The organism is Actinomycetota bacterium (assembly GCA_030776725.1).
Taxonomy (GTDB): domain Bacteria; phylum Actinomycetota; class Nitriliruptoria; order Nitriliruptorales; family JAHWKO01; genus JAHWKW01.
Genome location: JALYHG010000228.1, coordinates 1 through 20,898 on the forward strand (window position 1 = coordinate 1; position 20,898 = coordinate 20,898).

The following is a 20,898-nucleotide window of genomic DNA, read 5'->3' on the forward strand; positions in this document are numbered from 1 at the left end:
ACCGCCCGGTCATGCTGCTGGCCTGCCGACTCGAGACGGGACGCACCCACCAGATCCGTGTCCACTTGGCGTTCGCCGGCCACCCGGTGGCCGGGGACCGCACCTACGGCGGCGGACGCGACGTCGCCGCGGCGCTGGGGCTCACCCGCCCGTTCCTGCACGCCGTCGCGTTGCGCTTCGCCCATCCGGTCACCGGTGAGCGCGTCGCGGTCGACGAGCCGCTCCCCGACGACCTGGCGGGGGCGCTCGACCTGGCGGCCGTGGCGGCGCCCGGCAGCTAGGCTGGCCGCCCCCATGCTCCGATCACGCCCCGCCCGGGACCGCACCGCCCTGCAGCGGCTCGATGACCGCGTCGTCCCGGTCCTGCAGCGAGGTGCGCATGCCACGGCGCGGAGGATGGGGGGCGCATGGCCGGTCCGCGCCGCGCGCCGCACCGGACGTGGGTTGGCGCGCGTCGTGACGTGGCCGTTCCGCCTGTCTGTGGTGCGCCGCATCGGGCGGCTGGTGGTCCTGATCCTGGCGGCGCCCCTGTCGGTGTTGGCGCGTGCGGGCCGCAGCGTGGGCGGATGGCTGATCGCCGACCGGACGGTCGGGCTGCTCGAGCGCCACCGCCAGGGGCTGGCTCTCGCCGCGGCGGTCATCGCCTTCCTCGGCTCCTACGTGCACATGCAGCGCTACCCGGATCTGCGTGCGGACCGTCCCGCCCGCGGGGCGATGGCGCCCTCGTCGGGAGCCAACGCCGACACCGACCCGGCGAGCGCCGTGGCGGTCGGGCCGGCGGTCGGGGTCCTGGTGGCGGCGCACGTGGACGAGCGCCACCGCGCTCTGGCCGAGGTCCCGGACGGCGAGGAACGCCTGGCCGTGGTGTCCTTCGGCCGGTACCTCACGGCGGCGGAGGTCGCCGAGCGGCTCCCCGCCGACGTCACCGCGGTGGTGGGGCTGCTGCGTGTTCCCGCCGAAGGCGAGGAGCCGTTCAGGGTCGCGCTCGGCCGCCGGCCGGCCGCGGCGATCGAGGCCGCGGTGGCCGCACACCGTCGCAGCCTCGCCGAGGACTCCAAGCACCTACGGAGTCTGGTGGCGTCCCGAACGGTCGAGGACCCGACGTTCGAAGGTTTCTACGAGCAGGACCTGCAGCGGCTGGAGGCTGCGCTCGAGGTCATCGCGCGCGACAGCGGGGTCGTCTTCGCCGTGGTCGTGCGCGGTCCGGTCACGGCTCTCCGAGGGCTCGTCGACCGCCCCGACGTGCGCCTGGTCGACGTCGCTCCCGCCGAAGCCGACGCCGCGACGGCGCGGTTCTACGGGATCCTGCCTGAGGACCGCACCCACACGACCTACGGTGCGCCGGCCTGATCACCGCGTCGGCGGCGCTGCCGTGTTAGCCTCCGGCGCGGTACTTACACGACGGTGATTCTTCCCCCGCCGTCGGGCTCCACCGGACGAGACCGCAGGGGAACCCGCAGTGGCAGGACCGACTCCCTCGAGCCCACCGCCGACGACCACCCGCCTGCGCGACGGGTTCGTCCATCTCCACGTCCACACCGAGTACTCGATGCTGGATGGAGCCAGTCGCGTTGACGACCTGGTGCGGACGGTCGCCGCCGATCAGCAGCCGGCGGTGGCGGTCACCGACCACGGTGTGCTGTTCGGCGCCGTCGACGTCAGCCGTGCGGCGGCCCGGGCGGGGGTCAAGCCGATCATCGGTGCCGAGCTGTACCAGGCCCCCGGCTCGCGGTACGACAAGGGCGACCGGCGCAGGGGCGACGAGCCGTACTTCCACCTGACCGTCCTGGCCGCAGACCAGGCCGGGTACCGCAACCTCGTCAAGCTGTCGTCCCGGGCGTACCTGGAGGGGTACTGGTACAAGCCCCGGGTCGACAAGGAGCTGCTGGCCGAGCACAGCGACGGGATCGTGGCGCTGTCCGGCTGCCTGGCGTCGGAGGTGAACCAGGCGCTGCTCCGCGGTGACCGGGCGGGGGCGCGGCGATCGCTCGGCGAGTTCTCGGAGATCTTCGGTCGGGATCGCTTCTTCGTCGAGGTGATGGATCACCAGATCTCCGAGCAGCGCAGGGTTCTCCCGGAGCTGTTCGCCCTGGCCGCGGAGCTGGGCCTGCGGACGGTGGCCACCAACGACTCCCACTACACGCGGCAGGAGGACTGGGAGGTCCACGACGTCCTGCTGTGCGTCCAGACCGGGGCGCAGGTCAGCGACGAGGACCGGTTCCAGTTCAAGGGGCGCGACTTCTACGTCAAGTCGGCGCGCGAGATGCGTGAGCTGTTCCGCGATCACCTGGACGCCTGCGACGCCACCCTCGAGATCGCCGAGATGTGTACGGCCCAGATCCCGTTCGGCCGTGATCTCGTGCCGCGGTTCCCGTGCCCGGACGGGTTGAGCGAAGCCGCGTACCTCCGCCGGAAGGTGTTCACCGGTGCGGCCCAGCGCTACGGCGACCCGTTGCCGGACACCGTCCGCGATCGGCTCGAGCACGAGCTGGCGATCATCGAGCAGATGGGCTTCCCCGCCTACTTCCTGATCGTGGCGGACCTGTGCGAACACGCCGGCGAGCAGCAGATCCGGGTCGGGCCGGCGCGCGGTTCGGCCGGCGGCTCAGCGGTTGCGTACTGCACCGGCATCACCGCGATCGATCCCTTGCAGCACGGGCTGATCTTCGAGCGGTTCCTGAACCCCGAGCGTCTGTCCATGCCCGACATCGACATCGACTTCGACGAGCGTCGCCGGGGCGAGATGATCCGCTACGCCGCCGAGCGGTACGGCACCGACCACGTCGCGCAGATCGTGACGTTCGCAACCATCAAGGCGAAGTCCGCGATGCGCGACGCCGCGCGGGTCCTTGGCTATCCCTACGCCCTCGGTGACCGTCTGTGCAAGGCGATGCCGCCCGCGGTGCAGGGCCGTGAAGCCACCCTGGAGCAGGCGTTCGAGAAGTCGGTCGAGCTGCGCGAAGCCTACGACAACGATGTCGACGCCCGGCGGGTGCTTGACACCGCCCGCGGGCTGGAGGGTCTCCGGCGCCAGCACGGGATCCACGCCGCCGCGGTGGTGATCGGCGCCGAGCCGTTGATGGAGACCGTCCCGCTGCTGCGCACCGACGACGGCGAGTTCGTCACCCAGTACGAGATGCACGGGGTCGAGGCCATCGGGTTGCTCAAGATGGACTTCCTCGGCCTGCGCAACCTCACGGTGATGACCGACGCCGAACGTCACATCCGCGACAACCGTGGCGAGGAGGTCGACGTCGGCGGCGTCCCCCTCGACGACGAGCGCACCTACGCGTTGCTGCGCGAGGGTTCCACGCTGGGCGTCTTCCAGCTCGAGTCGCCCGGCATGCAGGCCCTGGTCCGGCTGATGGAACCCGACTCGTTCGAGGACGTGGTCGCGCTCAACGCCCTGTACCGGCCGGGACCGCTGGGCGAGGGGATGCACGTCGAGTACGCCGAACGCAAACACGGCCGACGCCCCGTCACCTACGACCATCCCGACCTCGAACCGATCCTGGGCGAGACCTACGGGATCATCGTCTTCCAGGAACAGGTGCTGCGGATGGCGGTGGACATCGCCGGCTACAGCATGGGCCAAGCTGATCTGCTGCGCAAAGCCATGGGGAAGAAGATCCCGAGATGATGGCCGCCGAGCGGGAGCGGTTCGTCGGCGGGGCGGTGGCCAACGGCTACGACCGCGGCTTCGCGGACGAGCTGTTCACCCTCATCGAGAAGTTCGCCGGCTACGGCTTCAACAAGAGCCACTCGGTGGGATACGGGGTGATCACCTACCAGACCGCCTGGCTGAAGGCCCACTACCCGGTCGAGTACATGGCCGCGCTCCTGACGTCGGTGAAGAGCAACAAGGACCGCCTGCCGCAGTACCTCAACGAGTGCCGGGTGATGGGCATCACGGTCCTCCCGCCTGACGTGAACGAATCCGACGTCGACTTCACCCCGCGGGGCGACGAGATCCGCTTCGGGCTGTCAGCGGTCCGCAACGTCGGCGAAGCGGTGGTCCAGGAGATCCTCCGCGCCCGCCGTGACCGCGGACGCTTCGACGACTACCGCGACTTCTGCCGGAAGGTCGACCTCACCGCGTTGACCAAGCGGGTGGTGCAGTCCCTGATCGAAGCTGGTGCGTTCGCCAGCCTCGGACACACCCGCAAGGGGCTCCTGGAACCGCGCCGCGCCGATGTCCCGCCGTTCGAGTCCATCTTCGATGCGGAGCTCTCCAAGCAGCGTGCCGAAGCCGCTGGTCAGGTCAGTCTGTTCGGCGGCAACGGGGATGACCCGGCTGCGGTGCAGTTCGATGACGCGGTGCCGATCGGCGAGGACGAGTACCGCAAGTCGACCCTGCTCGCCCAGGAGCGGGAGATGCTCGGGCTGTACGTCTCGGACCATCCGCTGTTCGGCGTGGGCAGGGTGCTGGACGAGCTCGCCGACCACCGGATCGGCGATCTCCGCGACCGCCTCGTCGACGACGGCCGGGCACCGGACACGGTGACCGTCGGGGGCGTGCTGATGGGCATCGCGAAGCGTTTCACCAAGAAGGGTCAGACCTACGTCCTGGCGACCCTCGAGGACCTGTCCGGATCGGTCGAGACGATCTTCTTCCCGACCGTGTACCAGCAGGTGCACGAACTCCTCGAGGAGGACCGCGTCGTCGTCGTCCGCGCCCGCGTCGACCACCGCGATGAGAACCTCAAGCTGATCGCTCTCGATGCGTTCGAGCCGGACCTGTCCGATGCCCTCGGTACTCCGGTGACCGTCCGCCTCGATGTCCGCCAGTGCACCGCCCCAACCGTCACCCAGCTGAAGGACATCCTGAGCCGCCACCGCGGCCACGTGCCCGTGCACCTTGAGCTCCGCGGCGGCCAGCAGCCGACGGTCTTCAAGCTCGGTGACGACTTCCGGGTCACCCGCCGGCCTGGCCTGTTCGGCGAGCTCAAGTCGCGGTTCGGTCCCGAGGTGGTCTCCGACCCCACGCCGATCGCCTGACGGATCGCGCCGCGGGTCGGTCAGGCATCGGCCCACAGCGCGGTCACCAGGTCGGCGGCGTGGCGCCCCCCTCTCGCGTCGTGGACCCGCAGGAGGCGCGCGCCCCGCTCCAGACCCGCGACACAGGCCGCGACCGTCGCGTCGTGACGTTCGTCCGCGTCCAAACCCAGCAGTCGCCCGAGGAAGATCTTGTTCGACGCAGCCAGCAGGAGCGGGTGGCCCAGGGCCGCGAAGACCTCCATGTTGGCCAGCAGCCGCACCGACTGCTGCCAGGTCTTGCCGAGGTCGAGTCCGGGATCGACCACGACACGGCAGGCGGGGATGCCGGCGGCCGCCGCCTCGCCTGCCAGTCGGCGCAACGCCGCGGCAACGTCGGTCACCACGTCGTCGTAGACGGGATCGGGATCGGGGACCTGCGGTTGCAAGCGGATGTGGGTGGCGACGACCGACGCGCCGGCCACGGCGACGGCAGGCAGGTAGCCGTCGTCGGCGAACCCGCTGATGTCGTTGCCGAGGACGGCACCTTCCGCGAAGGCAGCCTCCGCGACGCAGGCGCGCCAGGTGTCCACCGCGATCGGGACGTCGAAGCGGTCACGCAGCGCCGCGACGCTCGCCGCCACGAGGTCCGTCTCGGCGGCGGCGGTGACGTCGCGTGTCCCCACTCCAGCGGCGCGGGCGCCGACCTCGACGACGTCCGCTCCGTCGGACACCAGCCGTTCCGCCTGGCGCAGGAACGCGTCACGGCGGACGTAGGCGCCGCCGTCGTAGAAGGAATCGACCGTGCGGTTGAGGATCGCGACCACCAGGGCCCGGTGAGACAGGTCGTAGCGGTGCTCGCCCAGCTCGAACGCTGTGGGCGGGCCCCTGTTGATCACCGCGCCGGGTGGTCGCCGGCGTCGATCAGACGGTCTTCTTGCCGGTGCGTTGCCGGATCGCGTCCCGGACCCGGTCGAGCATCCCCGCGACCGGCCCCAGCACCACGTTCGCTGGCGGCTCCTGCGGTGCGTGCGGGTGGGGGTTGGTCGGCACCCGGCTCTTCAGCTCCTGCATCGCCTCGCCGAGGTCGCGCAGCTCCTGGTCGGACATGCCCTGCCGCACCCGCGGGAAGAGCTGGTTCTCCTCCTCGTTGACGTGGTGGCGGACATCGCTGATCACCTGCTGGAACTCCGCGTCGAACTGCGGATCCGTGGGTTCCATCCCTTGGATGTTCGACAGGGTCTGCTTGACGCGCTCGTGCTCCTCGAGGTCCTCCTGGATCTCCTGTTCGGTGTCGGGGAGAGCCTCACGGACGGTGGGGTAGAACGCCACCTCCTCGACCCCGGCGTGCATCGACAGGTCGGTGATCACCTGGCGCGCGATCTGCTTCTTGCGCTCGGCCTGTCCGGGCCCGAGTTGCTCGTACTCGGAGAACAGCCTCTCGACCTCGTTGTGCTGGCTGGTCAGCAGCTCCAAGGCATCCACGGTCTCCCCCTCCCCAGCGGCGTCTGCGAACGTCCTGTCACCGTGGTCGACGCGCTGTGACCGGGTAGCCGACCCGCCCGGTAGAAAGGACGTGACCCGCGGGCTGAACCGCCCGCCAGGACGACCACCCGGTCGCTGCCGCGAGACATCACGCGTGACCGCCGTCGCGACCGGTCGCCAGTCGCCGTTGGTAGGCTCCGGCTCCGCCCGGCGCTCGAGCACATGGCTGTCCTCACCGTCCTGGACCTGCGCGGCGACCGCCGCGACCCCACCGACCGTCTCCCTCGAGCGGCGGTCGACCTGGCGTCCGCACGCTCCGCGGTCGAGCAGATCCTCACCGAGGTCCGGACCCGCGGCGACGACGCCGTCCGGGACCTGACCGAGCGGTTCGATCACGTCCGACCCGACCACCTCGCCGTGGACGTGGAGGCGTTGCGACGTTCGCTGCGGCATCTGACCGGCGACGTGCGCGCCGCCTTGGAGCAGGCGGCAGCGCAGGTGCGCTGGTTCCACCAACAGGCCAGGCCCGCCGACTGGACCGTGGAACGGGGCGGGGCGCGACTCGGTCAGCGGTTCCGTCCCCTGCATCGGGTGGGGGTGTACGTCCCTGGGGGACAGGCGGCGTACCCGTCGAGTGTTGTGATGGCGGTCGTCCCCGCGCAGGTCGCCGGGGTGGACGAGATCGTGCTGTGCACGCCACCGACCGGGAGCGACGGCCTCCCCGACCGCACGATCCTGGCGGCTGCGGGCATGCTCGGCGTCGATGCGGTGTTCGCTGTCGGCGGGGCGCAGGCGGTCGCGGCCATGGCCTACGGGACCCGGACCGTGCCGCGGTGCGACAAGATCGTCGGGCCGGGCAACCTCTACGTGGCGCTCGCCAAGCAGCTGGTGCAGGCGGAGGGCCGCTGCGGCGCTGAGGGCTTCGCCGGCCCGACGGAGGTCGCCATCATCGCCGACGCCTCCGCCGATCCGCGCCTCGTCGCGGCGGATCTCGTGGCCCAGGCCGAGCACGACGAGCTGGCGAGCTGCCTGCTGGTCACGCCCGATCCGGCGGTGGTCGAAGCGGTGGCTGACGCGCTGCGCCGTGAGGTCGCGACCACCCGGCACCGGCAGCGGGTCGAGACCGCGCTCGCCGGGCAGGGCGCGGCGGTGATCGTCGATGACCTCGACCACGCGGTCGAGGTGGTCGATGCCTTCGCGCCGGAGCACCTGGAGGTCCAGACCGCCGATCCTGTCCCGGTCGCCGAACGCGTCCGGTTCGCGGGCGCCATCTTCGTCGGGGCCTCGACCCCCGTGTCGTTGGGTGACTACGCCGCAGGGCCCAACCACACGCTCCCGACCGCGCGGACCGCCCGGTTCCGGGGCGGACTGACCACGAGTGACTTCCTCGTGGCGGTCAACTGGGTGCACTACGACGAGTCGTCGCTGAGGGATCTCGCGCCGACCGTCCGTGCCCTGTCGGCGGCGGAGGACCTGCCTGCCCACGGTCGAGCCGTCGACCTGCGTCTGGACGGGAACGGGTCGGCGAGGATGCCGTGATCGACCGGGTCCCCGTCCGCGACGACCTGGTCGGCGTCGAGCCGTACGGGGCGCCGCAGCTGGACGTCCCCGTCAGGCTCAACACGAACGAGACCGCCGAACCGCCACCGCCGGAGTTCGAGGACGCCGTCCGGGCGCGGCTGGCTGGTCTCGGGCTGCACCGCTACCCCGACCGGTGTGTGCGGGACCTGCGGACGCGGCTGGCTGATCTCGAGGGCCTGGACGCCAGCCGTGTGTGGGTGGCCAACGGTTCGAACGAGGTCCTGCTGCAGCTGTTCCTGGCGTACGGCGGGCCGGGGCGCCGGATGCTGCTGTTCCGCCCCGGCTACTCCGCCCACCCACTGATCGCGCGTGTCGCGCTCACCGACGTCGTCGAGGATGACCTGCCCGACGACTTCACACTGCACGCGGATCTGGCTGCCGCCGCCGTGCGCAGGCACCGCCCCGACCTGGTGACGGTCGCCCATCCCAACAACCCCACCGGTCTGCCGGTGTCGCTCGACGCCGTCCGGGCGTTGCACGACGCCGGCCACGCGTTGGTGATCGTCGACGAGGCCTACGTCGAGTTCGGTGCCGCCTCCGCCCGGGAGCTGCTGGATGTGTTGCCCAGGGCGGTGGTGACCCGGACGTTCTCGAAGGCGTACCGCCTGGCGGGACTCCGTCTGGGCTACCTGCTCGCCCACGACTGGGTGATCAACGATCTGCGCCGCGTCCGGTTGCCGTACCACCTCGACACGGTCAAGCAGGTCGCGGCCCTGGCGGCGTTGGACCTCGGCCCGGCCATGCTGACCCACATCCCGGGTGTGGCCGCCGAACGCGCCCGGGTCGCCGCGGCGCTCGAGGGGCTCCCCCAGGTGACCGTGTTCCGATCGTCGGCGAACTTCTTGCTGTTCCGCACCGACGTCCCCGACCTGTTCCAGCGGCTCCTCGACCGGGGCGTCCTGGTGCGTGACTTCTCGACCAGGCCACGGTTGGACGGGTGCCTGCGGGTGTCGGTGGGGACCGTCCAGGAGAACGACCGTTTCCTCGCCGCTGTGCGCGCGGCGCTCGGTGCCGACGCCGGCGGCTGAGGCTGGACGCCCACGTGGCCGGTACGGTTGCACGTCGTCGACCAACAACCGGAAGAACATGGCCCGCCACGCCCACGTCGAGCGCGGAACCCGCGAGACCGGGGTCGTCGTCGACGTCGACCTCGACGGCGACGGCCGCACCGACGTCGCCACCGGCGTGCCGTTCTTCGACCACATGCTCGACCAGCTCGGCCGCCACGCCCGGCTGGAACTCACCGTCCGTGCCGACGGGGACCTCGAGGTCGACGCCCACCACACGGTCGAGGACACCGGCATCGCGCTCGGCCAGGCGCTGATGCAGGCGTGGGGCGACCGCGCCGGCGTCGAGCGGTTCGGTGACGCCACCGTCCCGATCGACGAGTGCCTGGCGCGCGTGGCGATCGACCTGTCGGGGCGTCCCTACCTGGTGTACGACGTCGCGACCCCGGTGGAGCTGATCGGGACGTACGAGACCACCTTGACCCGCCACTTCTTCGAGTCGCTGGTCGCACATGCCCGCATCACCCTCCACGTCGAGCTGATCCGCGGGGGGAACAGCCACCACGCGCACGAGGCGGTGTTCAAAGCAGCCGCCGTGGCGTTGCGGCGCGCCGTGGCCGTGACCGGGAGCGAGATCCCCTCGAGCAAGGGAGTGCTGGCGTGACCGCACGACCACACGTGGGGGTCCTCGACTACGAGGCGGGCAACCTCCGTTCCGCCCAACGTGGTCTGGAGCGCGCCGGTGCCGAGGTCACCGTCACCGCGGATCCGGCGGTGGCGGGACGGGCCGACGCGCTGGTGGTGCCCGGCGTCGGACACTTCGGGACGTGCCTGGCCAACCTGCAGCGCGGCGGGCTGGCAGACCTCGTCCGCCGCTGGGTGAGTGAGGGCCGGCCGCTACTGGGCATCTGCGTCGGGATGCAGCTGCTGTACGAGCACAGCGAGGAAGGCGACTGCCCGGGGTTGGGGATCCTGCCCGGCCGGGTGGTGCGCTTCCCCGACACGGTCCGGATCCCGCACATGGGGTGGGACGTGATCGTCCCCGCGTCCGGGCACGACGACGACCCGCTGCTGGCAGGGGTCGCCGGTCAGCGGGCCTACTTCGTGCACTCCTACTACGCGGTCGCGTCGGATCCCGCACACGTCGTGGCGACCTGCCGCTACCCCGAGCCGTTCCCGTGCATCGTCCGTGCCGGTCCGGTCGTCGGCACCCAGTTCCACCCGGAAAAGTCGTCCGACGTCGGCATCCGCCTCCTGACCAACTGGGTCGCGGGTCTGCCGGTCGCGGTGGCGTAACCAGCGGTGGGCTTCACGATCTACCCGGCGGTGGACATCCGCGAGGGGAAGGCGGTCCGGCTCACGCAGGGCAGGACCGACGCGGAGACCGTGTACGACACCGACCCCGTGGCCGCGGCGCGTCGTTGGGCCGACGCCGGCGCCCGGTGGCTGCACGTGGTCGACCTCGACGCGGCGTTCACCGGCGAGCCCCGCAACCGTCACCTGATCGCCGACATCGTCGACGCGACAGGCGTGCCCGTCCAAGCCTCGGGTGGTATCCGCGACCTCGCCGACGTGGCGGCCTCGCTCGCCTACGGCGCTCAACGCATCGTGATCGGGACGATGGCGCTGACCGACCCGGAGTTCGTCGCCGAGTGCGTGCACCGCTACGGCGACGCGATCGCGGTCGGCCTCGACGCGCGTGGCCGCACCTTGCAGGCACGCGGATGGACGCAAGCGGCCGGCGACCTCTTCGAGGCCATCGACCGCTTCACCAGCATGGGCGTCGCGCGGTTCGTCTACACCGACGTCGGCCGTGACGGCACCCTCGAAGGACCCAACCTCGACACGCTGGCCGCGGTGGCCGACGCCACCGACGCACGGGTCACCGCCTCCGGTGGGGTGGCCACCATCTCCGACCTGCAGGCGCTCGCCGCCTGCCATCCGCGTGTGGACGCCGCGATCGTCGGGAAGGCGCTCTACGCGCAGCGGTTCGGTCTCGGCGACGCGCTCGCAGCCGTCGGCAACGTCGCATGACCGACGCCGGAGGCTTGGCGGTCCGGGTCGTACCGTGCCTGGACGTCACCGGGGGCCGTGTGGTCAAGGGCATCCGGTTCGTCGAGCTCCGCGACGCCGGAGACCCGGTGGAACTGGCCCGGACCTACGACGCGGAGGGCGCCGACGAGCTGGTGTTCCTCGACATCACGGCCTCGTCGGAGGGACGCGCCACCATGGTCGACGTCGTCGCCCGCACGGCCGAGCAGGTCTTCATCCCGCTCACCGTCGGGGGCGGGATCCGGAGCGTGGACGACGTCCGGCGCATGCTGCGAGCCGGCGCGGACAAGGTGTCGCTCAACACCGCCGCGGTGCAGCGCCCCGACGTCCTCGCCGAGGCCGCCGACGCCTTCGGTAGCCAGTGCGTGGTCGCGGCGATCGACGCGCGTCGGCGACCGGGCCAGCGCCCCGCGTGGGAGGTGCACATCCACGGGGGCCGAACCCCCACCGGCATCGATGTGGTGCAGTGGGCCCGAGCGTGCGAGGCGCGGGGTGCCGGCGAGATCCTGCTGACCTCCATGGACCGCGACGGGACCAAGGACGGGTTCGACGTCGCCCTGCTGGCTGCGGTCAGCGCTGCCGTCAACGTCCCGGTGATCGCCAGCGGCGGGGCGGGCGGCGCCCGCCACATGGTCGACGCGGTCGCCGAGGGCGGCGCCGCTGCCGTGCTCGCCGCGTCCATCTTCCATTTCGGGCAGCTGCGCATCGCCGACGTCAAGACGGAACTCGCCGCAGCCGGCCTGCCGGTCCGCCCTGTCTCACCGGCCGGACAGGCCACCGCGTGACCGACCGGTTGGCTGCCAGCCGGCGGCGCCACGTGCGAGTCATCTGCTGGCGTGACGCAGCGCCCGCCGGACCGCGTCCGGGGCGTCGGAGGCGACCTCGATGGCGTCCGGGGCACCGGCACGGGCCAGGTCCCAGGTGCGAAGACCAACCACCGGGACGCCGGTCTTGACGGCGAACGCGATCTCCGACAGCGTCCCGAACCCTCCGCCGATCGCGATCATGACATCGGCTGCGCGAACCAGCAGGGCGTTGCGCAGCTCACCGACACCGGTGGCAACGGCCACCTGCACCCATCGGTTCGCGGCGCGGCGATCGCTTCCGGGCAGGATCCCCAACGCCAGGCCGCCGGCCTCGGCCGCGCCGCGACTCGCCGCCGCCATGACACCCTCCAACCCGCCGCAGACTAGCACCCCGCCGGCGAGAGCAACGTGGCGACCGACGTCCTCGGCCAGCGCCTCGAACGCGGCATCGGGCGTGCCCGTGCCGACCACCGCGATGTAGGGCTGGTCGTGGGACACCGGAGCTCCTCCCGGGACAACCCTACGTCGACGGTGGCGTTCACGAGCGCCGGCACCTTCCGCCGAACTGCTGCTGTGTGGTGCAACGTGGCGGCCGACCGGCCGCAGGCGTTCTTCATCAGGCGAAGGGGCTGGTGGGGAGGATCTCGGGGGAGGGCGGCGGCTCGGGGAGCACCGCCCGCACGGCCGCCGCCTCCACGTCCTCGGCCACAAGGTGGGCCGTGCCGTCCCGGAACACGTAGAGGCTCCCGGGGCCGTCGTCGCAGCGGGGGCGGGCGACGAGCACCAGCCCGCCATCGGGGAGCCAGCCGATGGGTTCCGCGCGCGCCACCGACGTCCCCTCCAGAGCCAGAGCGCTCCCTCCGCGCTCGGCGAAGGTGGGCCGGGGGGTGCCGTCGGGCTCGCAGCGTGCGAAGGCGACGGTGTCGGTCTCGAAGGGAGAGACCGCCACCCGCCCGATGTGCTCCTGCCCGCTCACCGTGGCCACCGTTGCCATCGTCCCCCGCTGGAGGTCCAGGCGGTGAAGGTCGCTGTGCCCGCCGTGGTCGGCCACGAACACCAGGGCTCCGTCGGACGAGAAGGCGAGCGAGTCGATGCGCCGGGCCGTCTCGCCCTCGGCGAGCGGCTGGGGCGCCCCCTCGCCCGTGTTCCGGGCTACGAACAAGCCCCGGACGACCTCGCCCCCGGCGACCTCGCCCTCCCCTGAGGCGGCGATGGTGAGCCCCGCGGGGTGGTAGACGGCGTCGTCGGCGCGTTCCATGGCAGCCAGCTCGCTGACCGCTCCGCCCAGTACCTGCTTGCGCAGCCGCCCCTGGGCATCGACGTGGAGGACCGACTTGCCCGTGGGCGCCGACCAGCGCACACGGCCGTTGGAGGGAAGGGCCAGGGAGACCTCGCCCTCGGCGGTCACGGCCCGGGTGGATCCCAGCAAGACGCGGTCGGCGCTCCCTGCCCACTCCAAGGTCTCGGCCTGGCCGACCTCAAGGAGGCACCGCGCCGGCCCCCCGCGGTGGCGGCCATGAGCCTGCCATCCGCTAGCCAGGTGACCTCCGCCAGTTCAGGGGCGGGACCGATCCCCACGCACGGGTCGCTCAGCGCCGTTGTCGTGTCCGTGTCGGAGGTGGGCGCCGCGCTGTCGCCTGTCGCGCAGGCGCTACTCACCAACAAGGCCGCACCGGCCAGCAGCAATGCCTTCCCGCCGCAGGTGGGGGAGTGGGTCGCGTCTGCCCGGCGGTGAATGGTCAGTCGCGTCATGGCTCGGCTCTTCCTCGCTCTTGGAACCGCGCGAGCGTGCCGCAAGGGATTGCCGGCAGGGTGAACCCGCAACCCCTCCGCGGCCCGCAGGGATATCTCTCGTGGCATGGATCCTCCCTCACAACGCGGTGTCAAGTGATGAACGCACGACGCGGGGCGCGGGTTGACCGGGACCGACTCCGTGTACTGGCGCATCCTCTCCTTGGAGCTGGTGAGACGCCGGCTCGAGTCGGACGCCATGATCGGTCCGGCGGTTCCGGCGCCCGCACGCGCTGCGGTGAAACGACACCGGGAAGACACCATGACGAGGCCGCCGGTTCGGCTGACCGGAGCAGGCCGCGATCGAGCGACCCAGCCGGGCCATCACCGATATCTCCGGCGCCTCGGAGGCCCTAGGCGGCTGGCACGGGCGGAGGGGTCTCGTCGCGGGTCCGTCCACACCGCGCCGTCGCCCGATGGCGGAGCGAGCCGATTGGCGCTTAGAAGCGCAGGGAGAGTCGGCGAGCGGCCGTGGAGAACGAACAGAGGCGGTCAAGTACGCTGCGTGACCGCGCCAGCCCGGAGACCGGATGCCGTTGTCGATCACCGACCTGAGGTTCGACGATCGCGGGTTGATCCCCGCGGTGGTGCAGCAGCACGACACCGGCGAGGTGCTGATGGTGGCGTGGATGAGCGACGAGTCGCTCGCCCTCACCCTCGCGCGCGGCGAGACGGTGTTCTGGTCACGGTCCAGGCAGGAGCTGTGGCACAAGGGTGCCACGTCCGGGAACACCCAGAAGGTGCGGCAGATCCTGGCTGACTGTGACGGGGACACGCTCCTCGTCCTGGTCGACGCCGGGAACGGCCCGGCCTGCCACACCGGCGAACGCACCTGCTTCCACCGTGACCTGTCCGAGGGGGCGGTCGACGAGAGGTGACCAGTCACCGGCCGTCGCGCGAGCAGTTCCTGCGGCTGGCTGCTGATCACGCGGTCGTGCCGGTGTGGCGTGAGATCCTCTCCGACCTCGAGACCCCCCTGTCCGTCTACGCCAAGCTCTCGGGCCGGGGGCCGTCCTTCCTGCTCGAGTCCGCCGAGCACGGCGAGCGTTGGGGCCGGTACTCGTTCGTTGGGCTGGAGCCGTTCCTGATCCTGCGTGGCCGCGATGGGACGGTGTCGTGGGAGGGCGGCGTGCCGCCCGCGGGCCGGGACGCGACCGGGCCGCTGGACGCGCTCGACAAGGTGACGCGTGCGCTGACCGGCCCGGCGATCCCCGGCCTGCCGCCGCTGCACAGCGGCGCGGTCGGGTACATCGGCTGGGAGGCCGTCCGCGAGATCGAACGCGTCCCGATCACCGGTCGTGACGACCTGCACATCCCCGACGTCGTGATGCTCTTCCCACGCCACGTCGTCGCGATCGACCACCTACTGCAGAAGCTCACCGTCGTCACCAACGTCGTGATCGGCGACGATCCTGGCGCCCAGTACGACCAGGCCTGCGGCATGGCCGACGAGCTCGTCGCGCTTCTGGGCGCCGCCACCCCCTCCACCCTGGCTGATCCTCCGTCGACCGAGCCGGTCGAGGACGCCCAGTCGAACCTCACCCCCGGCCAGTACGAGGCGATGGTGGCGCGCGCGAAGGAGCACATCGCCGCGGGCGACGTCTTCCAGGTCGTGCCCAGCCAGCGCTTCGGGGTGCCGACCCGCGCATCGGCGTTCGACGTGTACCGGATGCTGCGCGTGATCAACCCATCGCCGTACCTCTTCCTGTTCGACCTGGACGAGCTGCACATCGTCGGTTCGTCGCCCGAGGCCCTGGTCCGCGTCGAAGGCAGGCGGGCGGAGACCTGGCCGATCGCCGGGACCCGACCGCGCGGATCGACGCTGGAGGAGGATCGTCGCCTCGAGCGCGAACTGCTCGCCAGCGACAAGGAACGCGCCGAGCACGTGATGCTGGTGGACCTGGGCCGCAACGACCTCGGCCGGGTCTGTGAGGTCGGGACCGTCAGCGTGGACGAGTTGATGGTCGTGGAGCGCTACTCGCACGTGATGCATCTGGTGAGCCGGGTGACCGGGACGCTGCGGGCGGACGTGACCCCTGTCGACGTCCTGCGCGCGGTCTTCCCGGCCGGCACGGTGTCGGGCGCTCCGAAGGTGCGCGCGATGGAGATCATCGACGAGCTCGAGCCCACCCGTCGCGGGGCCTACGCAGGCGCCATCGGGTACGTCGACCTGTCCGGGAACGTCGACACCTGCATCGCGCTCCGCACCCTGGTGCTCCGCGACGGCGTCGCGTACGCGCAGGCAGGCGCCGGTGTGGTCGCCGACAGCGATCCACGGGCCGAGGAAGCCGAGACCCGGAGCAAGGCGATGGCGCTGCTCACTGCGGTGCGAGCCGCAGAGCGCCTGTCCGGCTGACCACCGCGGTCGCCAACGTCAACGCTGGCGGATGTGGTCGGCGAACGTCTCGAGGAGCTGGTCGAGGAACCCCAGGCTGTCGTCGTCGACGAGACGGCCGTCCTCGAACTTCTCCGCCGCCGAGGAGACGAGCACTTCGGGGGTGCTGACGATGTCCGCCTCGAGGTACAGCAACGTCCGCCGCAGCTGGAGGTGCGCCCGTGCGGTCCCGACCGGGCTGGGGCTCGCCCCCATCATCGCCACCGGCTTGCCCTGCATGACGGACCGTCCCGGGGGGCGTGACGCCCAGTCGAGGGCGTTCTTCAAGACCCCCGGGATGCCGTGCTGGTACTCGGGCGTGGCGATGAGCACGCCATCCGAGGCGTCGATGCGTCGCTTGAAGTCGGCCACCGGCTCGGGGTCGCCCTGCTCCTCGACGTCACGGTTGTACAGCGGGATCGGCGCGAGATCGAAGATCTCGATGCGGATGTCGCCCGGGGCCCGTTCCGCTGCGGTCTCGAGCAGCGCGCGGTTGTAGGAACCCTCCCGCAAGCTCCCGGCGAATCCGAGGATGGAGATGTCAGGCATGGTCGATCCTGCGGTCGGGGGTCGATGATGACCTCGGCCCGACCGTACGCTGGCACGCTGGGAGTCCGCAACGAAGAGGGGTTGATGTGAAGGTCGCGACGGTCGTGTTCGCCGGCACCGAGTCGCACGACGACCTCGCCCGCATGGTCAACGCGATGATGGTGGTGAGGGAGTTCACGGAGGCTGGTGACGACGCGACGCTGATCTTCGACGGTGCCGCAACCCGCTGGCCCGGCAAGCTGTCCGACCCCGACCACGTCGCCCATCGACTGTACGAGTCGGTTCGAGGAGCGATCGCGGGGGCGTGCAGCTACTGCGCGGACAGCTTCGACGCGACCGACGACGTCCGGGAGGCCGGTGTCACGTTGCTGGATGAGTACAAGCGTCACCCGAGCTTCCGCTCGCTCGTGGTGGCGGGCTACGAGGTCCTCACGTTCTGAGACCAGGCCGCTGGGGGCGCCCGGTGCCCGGCTTCCCGTGCCGTCCGGCGGTGTGGCGCAGGTTCCGCGTCCTCGCCTCGGCGCTGCTGCTCGGGGCGGTGGCGTGCGCGGGCGGAGCCCAGCCGGCCACGTCGCCGACCGCGGGGACCTCCGCTGCGGGTGCGCCCACCGCGCGGCAGACGTCGCCCTCCCCGAGCCCCGACGCACCGTCACCGGCCCGCGGGGCGTTCGACGCGGACGCTGCGATGCTGGTCGTCCATGCGCTGACGTCGCTCGGTGCGCGCCCCGCCGGCAGCCTCGCTGACACCCAGGCCCGCCAACTGATCGCCGACCGGTTGCGGGACGCCGGCTGGAGCGTGGTGGAGGAACCCTTCCCGCTGCCGCAGGGGGGCGTGACGGCCAACGTGGTGGCGTGGCGCGACACGGACCCGCGCGGCGGCGCACACGTGGTCGTCGGCGGCCACCACGACACCGTGGTGGGGTCTCCGGGCGCCAACGACAACGCCAGCGGGATCGGGGTGCTGCTGGCCGTGGCTCGGGAGCTGGCCGACGAGGACACGGGCGTCCCGGTCGTCCTCGTCGCGTTCGGCGCCGAGGAGTACCAGCCGTCCGAGCCTCGCCAGCACCACCTGGGCTCCGACCGGTACGCCGCGGCCCACGCCGACCGGGTGGTCGCCGCGCTGAGCGTGGACATGGTCGGCAACGGCGACGTGACGTGCATCTGCTGGTTCGACGTCGGCCCCGCCACCCTCGCCCAGCGGCTGCAGCACGTGGCCGCCGAGACCGGTCTCACCGGGTACGCGGTCCAGGCGCGCGGGGACATCAGCGACCACGGCCCGTTCGCCCGCCGCCGGATCCCCGCTGCCCTGCTGTGGACGTTCCTCGACGACGTGTACCACTCTCCCGACGACACGCCCGAGCATCTGCACGTCGCCGATCTGCGTCGGGCAGGTGATCTGACGCTTGCGTTCCTGCGGAGCCTGCGCCCACAGGACGCCAACGGCCTGGCACCGTCCACGCCGCCCCGCCCGACAGGGCCGTAGCGGTACCGCGCCGCGGCCAGTCACTACCATGGCGCCGACCCTGGTCCCGCCCATCCGGGACGTCGTGTGAGCAGTTACCTCGATGAGTTGGTCGCCGGCGCCCACGCCCGGCTGGATTCCGCGCGGGACGCCGAGCCGCTCGACGCCCTCCGCGAGCGGGCGCTGCAGGTCGCACCCGGACCCTCGCTGGAGGTGGCCCTACGCGGGCCGGGCGTGGCGGTCATCGCCGAGATCAAGCGAGCGTCGCCGTCGCGCGGGCCGCTCGCGCCAGAACTCGACGCGGTCGCCCAGGCAGAGGCGTACCGCGACGGCGGCGCCGCGGCGGTCAGCGTGCTGACCGAGCCCGACCGGTTCCTGGGCAGCCTCGACGACCTGGCAGCGGTCGCCCGCCTGGAGATCCCCACCTTGCGTAAGGACTTCGTCGTCTCGCCCTACCAGGTGTGGGAGGCCCGAGCGGCGGGAGCCTCCGCGGTGCTGCTGATCGTCGCCGCGCTCGGTCCCCACGACACCCAACGACTGCTGCAGTCGTGCCGCGAGGCCGACCTCGACGCGCTCGTCGAGGTCCACAACGAACAGGAAGCTGCCCTGGCCTACGAGGCGGGCGCGGCGATCGTCGGGATCAACGCCCGTGATCTCAACACCTTCGAGGTCGACCAGACGATCTTCGCGCGGGTCCGCCCGGCGCTCCCCGACTCGGTCGTGACCGTGGCCGAGTCCGCCCTGAGCGGACCCGAGGACGTGCGGACCATCGCCCTGGCCGGCGCCGACGCCGTGCTGGTCGGCGAGTCGCTGATCACCGCGCCCGACCCCCGCGCCGCGGTCGCGCTGCTCGTCTCGGCCGGCGCATCGCCCACCACCGCGACGGAGTACCGGTGAACGCAGTCCCAGACAGAACCTTCGGCCGCTTCGGCGGACAGTTCGTCCCCGAAGCCCTGTTCGGCGCCCTCGAGGAGCTCGAGGCCGCCTGGGACGCCGCGCGGAGCGACCCCGCGTTCGAGGCGGAGCTGACCCGTCTCCAGCACGACTACGGCGGGCGTCCCACCCCGCTGTACCTGGCGGAGCGGCTGTCACAGGCAGCCGGGGTGGCCACCTACCTCAAGCGGGAGGATCTCGCGCACACCGGGAGCCACAAGCTCAACAACGTCCTGGGTCAGGCGCTCCTCGCCGTCCGGATGGGCAAGGAGAGGATCATCGCCGAGACCGGCGCCGGCCAGCACGGCGTCGCCACGGCCACCGCTGCCGCCCTGTTCGGCCTGCGGTGCCTGATCTACATGGGTGAGGAGGACTGCCGCCGCCAGCGCCTGAACGTCGTTCGGATGCGTCTGCTGGGAGCCGAGGTGATCCCGGTCGCGGCCGGGACCCGGACCCTGAAGGACGCCATCAACGAGGCCATGCGCGACTGGGTGACGAACGTGGAGACCACCCACTACCTGATCGGGTCGGTGGTCGGCCCCCACCCGTTCCCCACGCTGATCCGCGACCTGCAGCGCGTCATCGGTGACGAGACCCTGATCCAGTTCGAGGAGCACGCCGGCGGGCTGCCCGAGGCGATCGTCGCGTGCGTCGGCGGCGGGTCGAACGCGATGGGGAGCTTCTACGCGTTCGTGCCCCACCGAGGAGTGCGGCTGGTCGGCGTGGAAGCCGCCGGGGACGGGGTCGGCTCGGGCCGGTCCGCAGCCACCTTGACCGAAGGGCGGGAGGCGGTGCTGCACGGGGCGCGCTCGTTCGCGTTGGTCGACGACGACGGCCAGGTGCTGCCTGCGCACAGCGTGTCGGCGGGGCTGGACTACCCGGGCGTGGGACCCGAGCACGCGTACCTGAAGGACACCGGCCGGGCGGAGTACGTCGCCGCCACCGACGAGCAGGCGCTCCGCGCCTTCCGGACGCTGGCGCAACTCGAGGGGATCCTCCCCGCGTTGGAACCGGCCCACGCCATCGGCTGGCTCCTCGACCACGGACGTGCGGCGTTCGGCGCAGAGGCACGGATCGTGGTGACCCTGTCCGGGCGGGGCGACAAGGACGTCGACGAGGTCGCGCGGCTCACGGGGGTGGAAGCGTGACCGCACGCGACCGGCCGGGCGTGCGCGCCACCCTCGAGGACCGCCGTCGGGGCGGCCGCGCGCTCGTGTGCTACCTCCCGGCCGGCTACCCGGACCTCGACACCTCCGTGGCGTGCCTGCACGCCGCCGCCGAGGCCGGTGCGGACCTGCTCGAGATCGGCTTCCCGTTCAGCGACCCGATCATGGACGGGCCCACCATCCAGGCCGCGTGCCAGCACGCCCTCGGCCGCGGCTACCGCGTGGACGACTTCCTCGACGTGGCGCGCCGCGTGACGGCCGTCACCCCAGCACCGGCGCTGGTGATGACCTACTTCACGATCGCCGCCGTCCGAGGGCTCGCCCCGTTCGCCCGCGACTGCGCCGCCGCGGGGCTGTCGGGCGCGATCCTGCCGGATCTCCCGGCTGGCGAGTCCGGACCCTGGCTCGCTGCCGCCCAGGACGCCGGTCTCGAGACGGTCTTCCTCGCTGCGTCCGTCAGCTCCGATGCGCGCCTGGCCGCCATCTCGGCCGCCTCGACCGGGTTCGTCTACGCCACCGGGTTGCTCGGTGTCACCGGGGTCGATGCGGTGCGGCGGTCGACCCGCGACCTGGTGTCGCGCATCCGCCAACACACCGCCCTCCCCGTCCTGGTGGGGGTCGGTGTCTCCACGCCGGAACAGGCGCGCGATGTCGCCGGGTACGCCGACGGGGTCATCGTCGGCTCGGCGTTGGTGCGTGCCGCCGGCGACGGTGATCC

Annotated in this window: 20 protein-coding genes and 1 pseudogene; 16 read left to right on the top strand and 5 right to left on the bottom strand. The window is 71.8% G+C overall.

Annotated elements, in window-relative coordinates:
* The 3 genes and pseudogenes from M3N57_10970 to dnaE all read left to right on the top strand — a co-directional run.
* The coding region (locus M3N57_10970; GenBank protein ID MDP9023189.1) for an RNA pseudouridine synthase at positions 1–281 on the top strand (281 nt) is incomplete at its 5' end.
* Between the two features lie 13 nt (positions 282–294).
* Positions 295–1,350, top strand: a complete 1,056-nt coding sequence (locus M3N57_10975; GenBank protein ID MDP9023190.1) for a hypothetical protein — start codon at positions 295–297, stop codon at positions 1,348–1,350.
* Positions 1,351–1,504: 154 nt separating this feature from the next.
* A pseudogene (gene dnaE, locus M3N57_10980) lies at positions 1,505–4,998 on the top strand (DNA polymerase III subunit alpha).
* 20 nt (positions 4,999–5,018) lie between these two features.
* Here the strand turns inward: dnaE and folP are convergent.
* Both folP and M3N57_10990 read right to left on the bottom strand, forming a co-directional pair.
* Positions 5,019–5,873, bottom strand: coding sequence for a dihydropteroate synthase (folP, locus tag M3N57_10985; GenBank protein MDP9023191.1), 855 nt, complete (start codon positions 5,871–5,873; stop codon positions 5,019–5,021).
* A 25-nt stretch (positions 5,874–5,898) separates the two neighbouring features.
* Positions 5,899–6,459, bottom strand: a complete 561-nt coding sequence (locus M3N57_10990) for a hemerythrin domain-containing protein (GenBank protein MDP9023192.1) — start codon at positions 6,457–6,459, stop codon at positions 5,899–5,901.
* Positions 6,460–6,681: 222 nt separating this feature from the next.
* Here M3N57_10990 and hisD point away from each other — a divergent pair, with 222 nt between their 5' ends.
* From hisD to hisF, 6 genes are read left to right on the top strand one after another with little or no spacing between them, the layout of a single operon-like run.
* Complete coding sequence (hisD, locus tag M3N57_10995) at positions 6,682–7,998, top strand: histidinol dehydrogenase (GenBank protein ID MDP9023193.1); 1,317 nt, start codon at positions 6,682–6,684, stop codon at positions 7,996–7,998.
* Positions 7,995–9,068, top strand: a complete 1,074-nt coding sequence (gene hisC, locus M3N57_11000; GenBank protein MDP9023194.1) for a histidinol-phosphate transaminase — start codon at positions 7,995–7,997, stop codon at positions 9,066–9,068. Before hisD ends, hisC begins: the two co-directional genes overlap by 4 nt.
* 58 nt (positions 9,069–9,126) lie before the next feature.
* On the top strand, positions 9,127–9,711 hold the full coding sequence (hisB, locus tag M3N57_11005; protein ID MDP9023195.1) for an imidazoleglycerol-phosphate dehydratase HisB: 585 nt from the start codon (positions 9,127–9,129) through the stop codon (positions 9,709–9,711).
* Entirely contained in the window at positions 9,708–10,343 is a 636-nt protein-coding gene (gene hisH, locus M3N57_11010; GenBank protein ID MDP9023196.1) for an imidazole glycerol phosphate synthase subunit HisH, read from the top strand. The genes hisB and hisH overlap by 4 nt, the downstream gene beginning before the upstream one ends.
* A gap of 6 nt (positions 10,344–10,349) precedes the next feature.
* The gene (hisA, locus tag M3N57_11015; GenBank protein MDP9023197.1) at positions 10,350–11,081 is read left to right on the top strand and encodes a 1-(5-phosphoribosyl)-5-[(5-phosphoribosylamino)methylideneamino]imidazole-4-carboxamide isomerase; all 732 of its coding nucleotides are present in this window, start codon (positions 10,350–10,352) and stop codon (positions 11,079–11,081) included.
* Entirely contained in the window at positions 11,078–11,884 is an 807-nt protein-coding gene (hisF, locus tag M3N57_11020) for an imidazole glycerol phosphate synthase subunit HisF (protein MDP9023198.1), read from the top strand. The genes hisA and hisF overlap by 4 nt, the downstream gene beginning before the upstream one ends.
* Before the next feature lie 39 nt (positions 11,885–11,923).
* On the opposite strand, the gene M3N57_11025 is transcribed toward hisF, so the two are convergent.
* The gene (locus tag M3N57_11025; GenBank protein MDP9023199.1) at positions 11,924–12,403 is read right to left on the bottom strand and encodes a TIGR00725 family protein; all 480 of its coding nucleotides are present in this window, start codon (positions 12,401–12,403) and stop codon (positions 11,924–11,926) included.
* A 118-nt stretch (positions 12,404–12,521) separates the two neighbouring features.
* Positions 12,522–13,313, bottom strand: a complete 792-nt coding sequence (locus M3N57_11030) for a hypothetical protein (protein ID MDP9023200.1) — start codon at positions 13,311–13,313, stop codon at positions 12,522–12,524.
* Positions 13,314–14,232: 919 nt separating this feature from the next.
* On the opposite strand from M3N57_11030, the gene hisI reads away from it, so the two are divergent.
* Both hisI and trpE read left to right on the top strand, forming a co-directional pair.
* Positions 14,233–14,574 (top strand): phosphoribosyl-AMP cyclohydrolase, encoded by a 342-nt coding sequence (hisI, locus tag M3N57_11035; protein MDP9023201.1) that lies wholly within the window; start codon positions 14,233–14,235, stop codon positions 14,572–14,574.
* The gene (trpE, locus tag M3N57_11040; protein MDP9023202.1) at positions 14,571–16,052 is read left to right on the top strand and encodes an anthranilate synthase component I; all 1,482 of its coding nucleotides are present in this window, start codon (positions 14,571–14,573) and stop codon (positions 16,050–16,052) included. The genes hisI and trpE overlap by 4 nt, the downstream gene beginning before the upstream one ends.
* An 18-nt stretch (positions 16,053–16,070) precedes the next feature.
* On the opposite strand, the gene M3N57_11045 is transcribed toward trpE, so the two are convergent.
* Positions 16,071–16,619 (bottom strand): NAD(P)H-dependent oxidoreductase, encoded by a 549-nt coding sequence (locus M3N57_11045; protein MDP9023203.1) that lies wholly within the window; start codon positions 16,617–16,619, stop codon positions 16,071–16,073.
* 86 nt (positions 16,620–16,705) lie between these two features.
* On the opposite strand from M3N57_11045, the gene M3N57_11050 reads away from it, so the two are divergent.
* From M3N57_11050 to trpA, 5 genes are all read left to right on the top strand, one after another.
* Entirely contained in the window at positions 16,706–17,059 is a 354-nt protein-coding gene (locus tag M3N57_11050; GenBank protein ID MDP9023204.1) for a hypothetical protein, read from the top strand.
* Positions 17,060–17,109: 50 nt separating this feature from the next.
* Complete coding sequence (locus M3N57_11055; GenBank protein MDP9023205.1) at positions 17,110–18,102, top strand: M28 family peptidase; 993 nt, start codon at positions 17,110–17,112, stop codon at positions 18,100–18,102.
* A 66-nt stretch (positions 18,103–18,168) separates the two neighbouring features.
* A complete protein-coding gene (locus M3N57_11060) occupies positions 18,169–18,978 on the top strand; it encodes an indole-3-glycerol phosphate synthase TrpC (GenBank protein MDP9023206.1) in 810 nt (269 codons plus the stop codon).
* Positions 18,975–20,162, top strand: a complete 1,188-nt coding sequence (gene trpB / locus M3N57_11065; protein ID MDP9023207.1) for a tryptophan synthase subunit beta — start codon at positions 18,975–18,977, stop codon at positions 20,160–20,162. Before M3N57_11060 ends, trpB begins: the two co-directional genes overlap by 4 nt.
* On the top strand, positions 20,159–20,898 hold a 740-nt coding region (gene trpA, locus M3N57_11070; protein MDP9023208.1), incomplete at its 3' end, for a tryptophan synthase subunit alpha. The genes trpB and trpA, both read left to right, overlap by 4 nt.

Excerpts from the sequence above, each read along its gene's own strand:
- M3N57_10975 (MDP9023190.1), top strand. The coding sequence starts at position 295 with ATGCTCCGATCACGCCCCGCCCGGGACCGCACCGCCCTGCAGCGGCTC.
- hisD (MDP9023193.1), top strand. The coding sequence starts at position 6,682 with ATGGCTGTCCTCACCGTCCTGGACCTGCGCGGCGACCGCCGCGACCCC.
- hisB (MDP9023195.1), top strand. The coding sequence starts at position 9,127 with ATGGCCCGCCACGCCCACGTCGAGCGCGGAACCCGCGAGACCGGGGTC.
- hisF (MDP9023198.1), top strand. The coding sequence starts at position 11,078 with ATGACCGACGCCGGAGGCTTGGCGGTCCGGGTCGTACCGTGCCTGGAC.
- M3N57_11045 (MDP9023203.1), bottom strand. The coding sequence starts at position 16,619 with ATGCCTGACATCTCCATCCTCGGATTCGCCGGGAGCTTGCGGGAGGGT.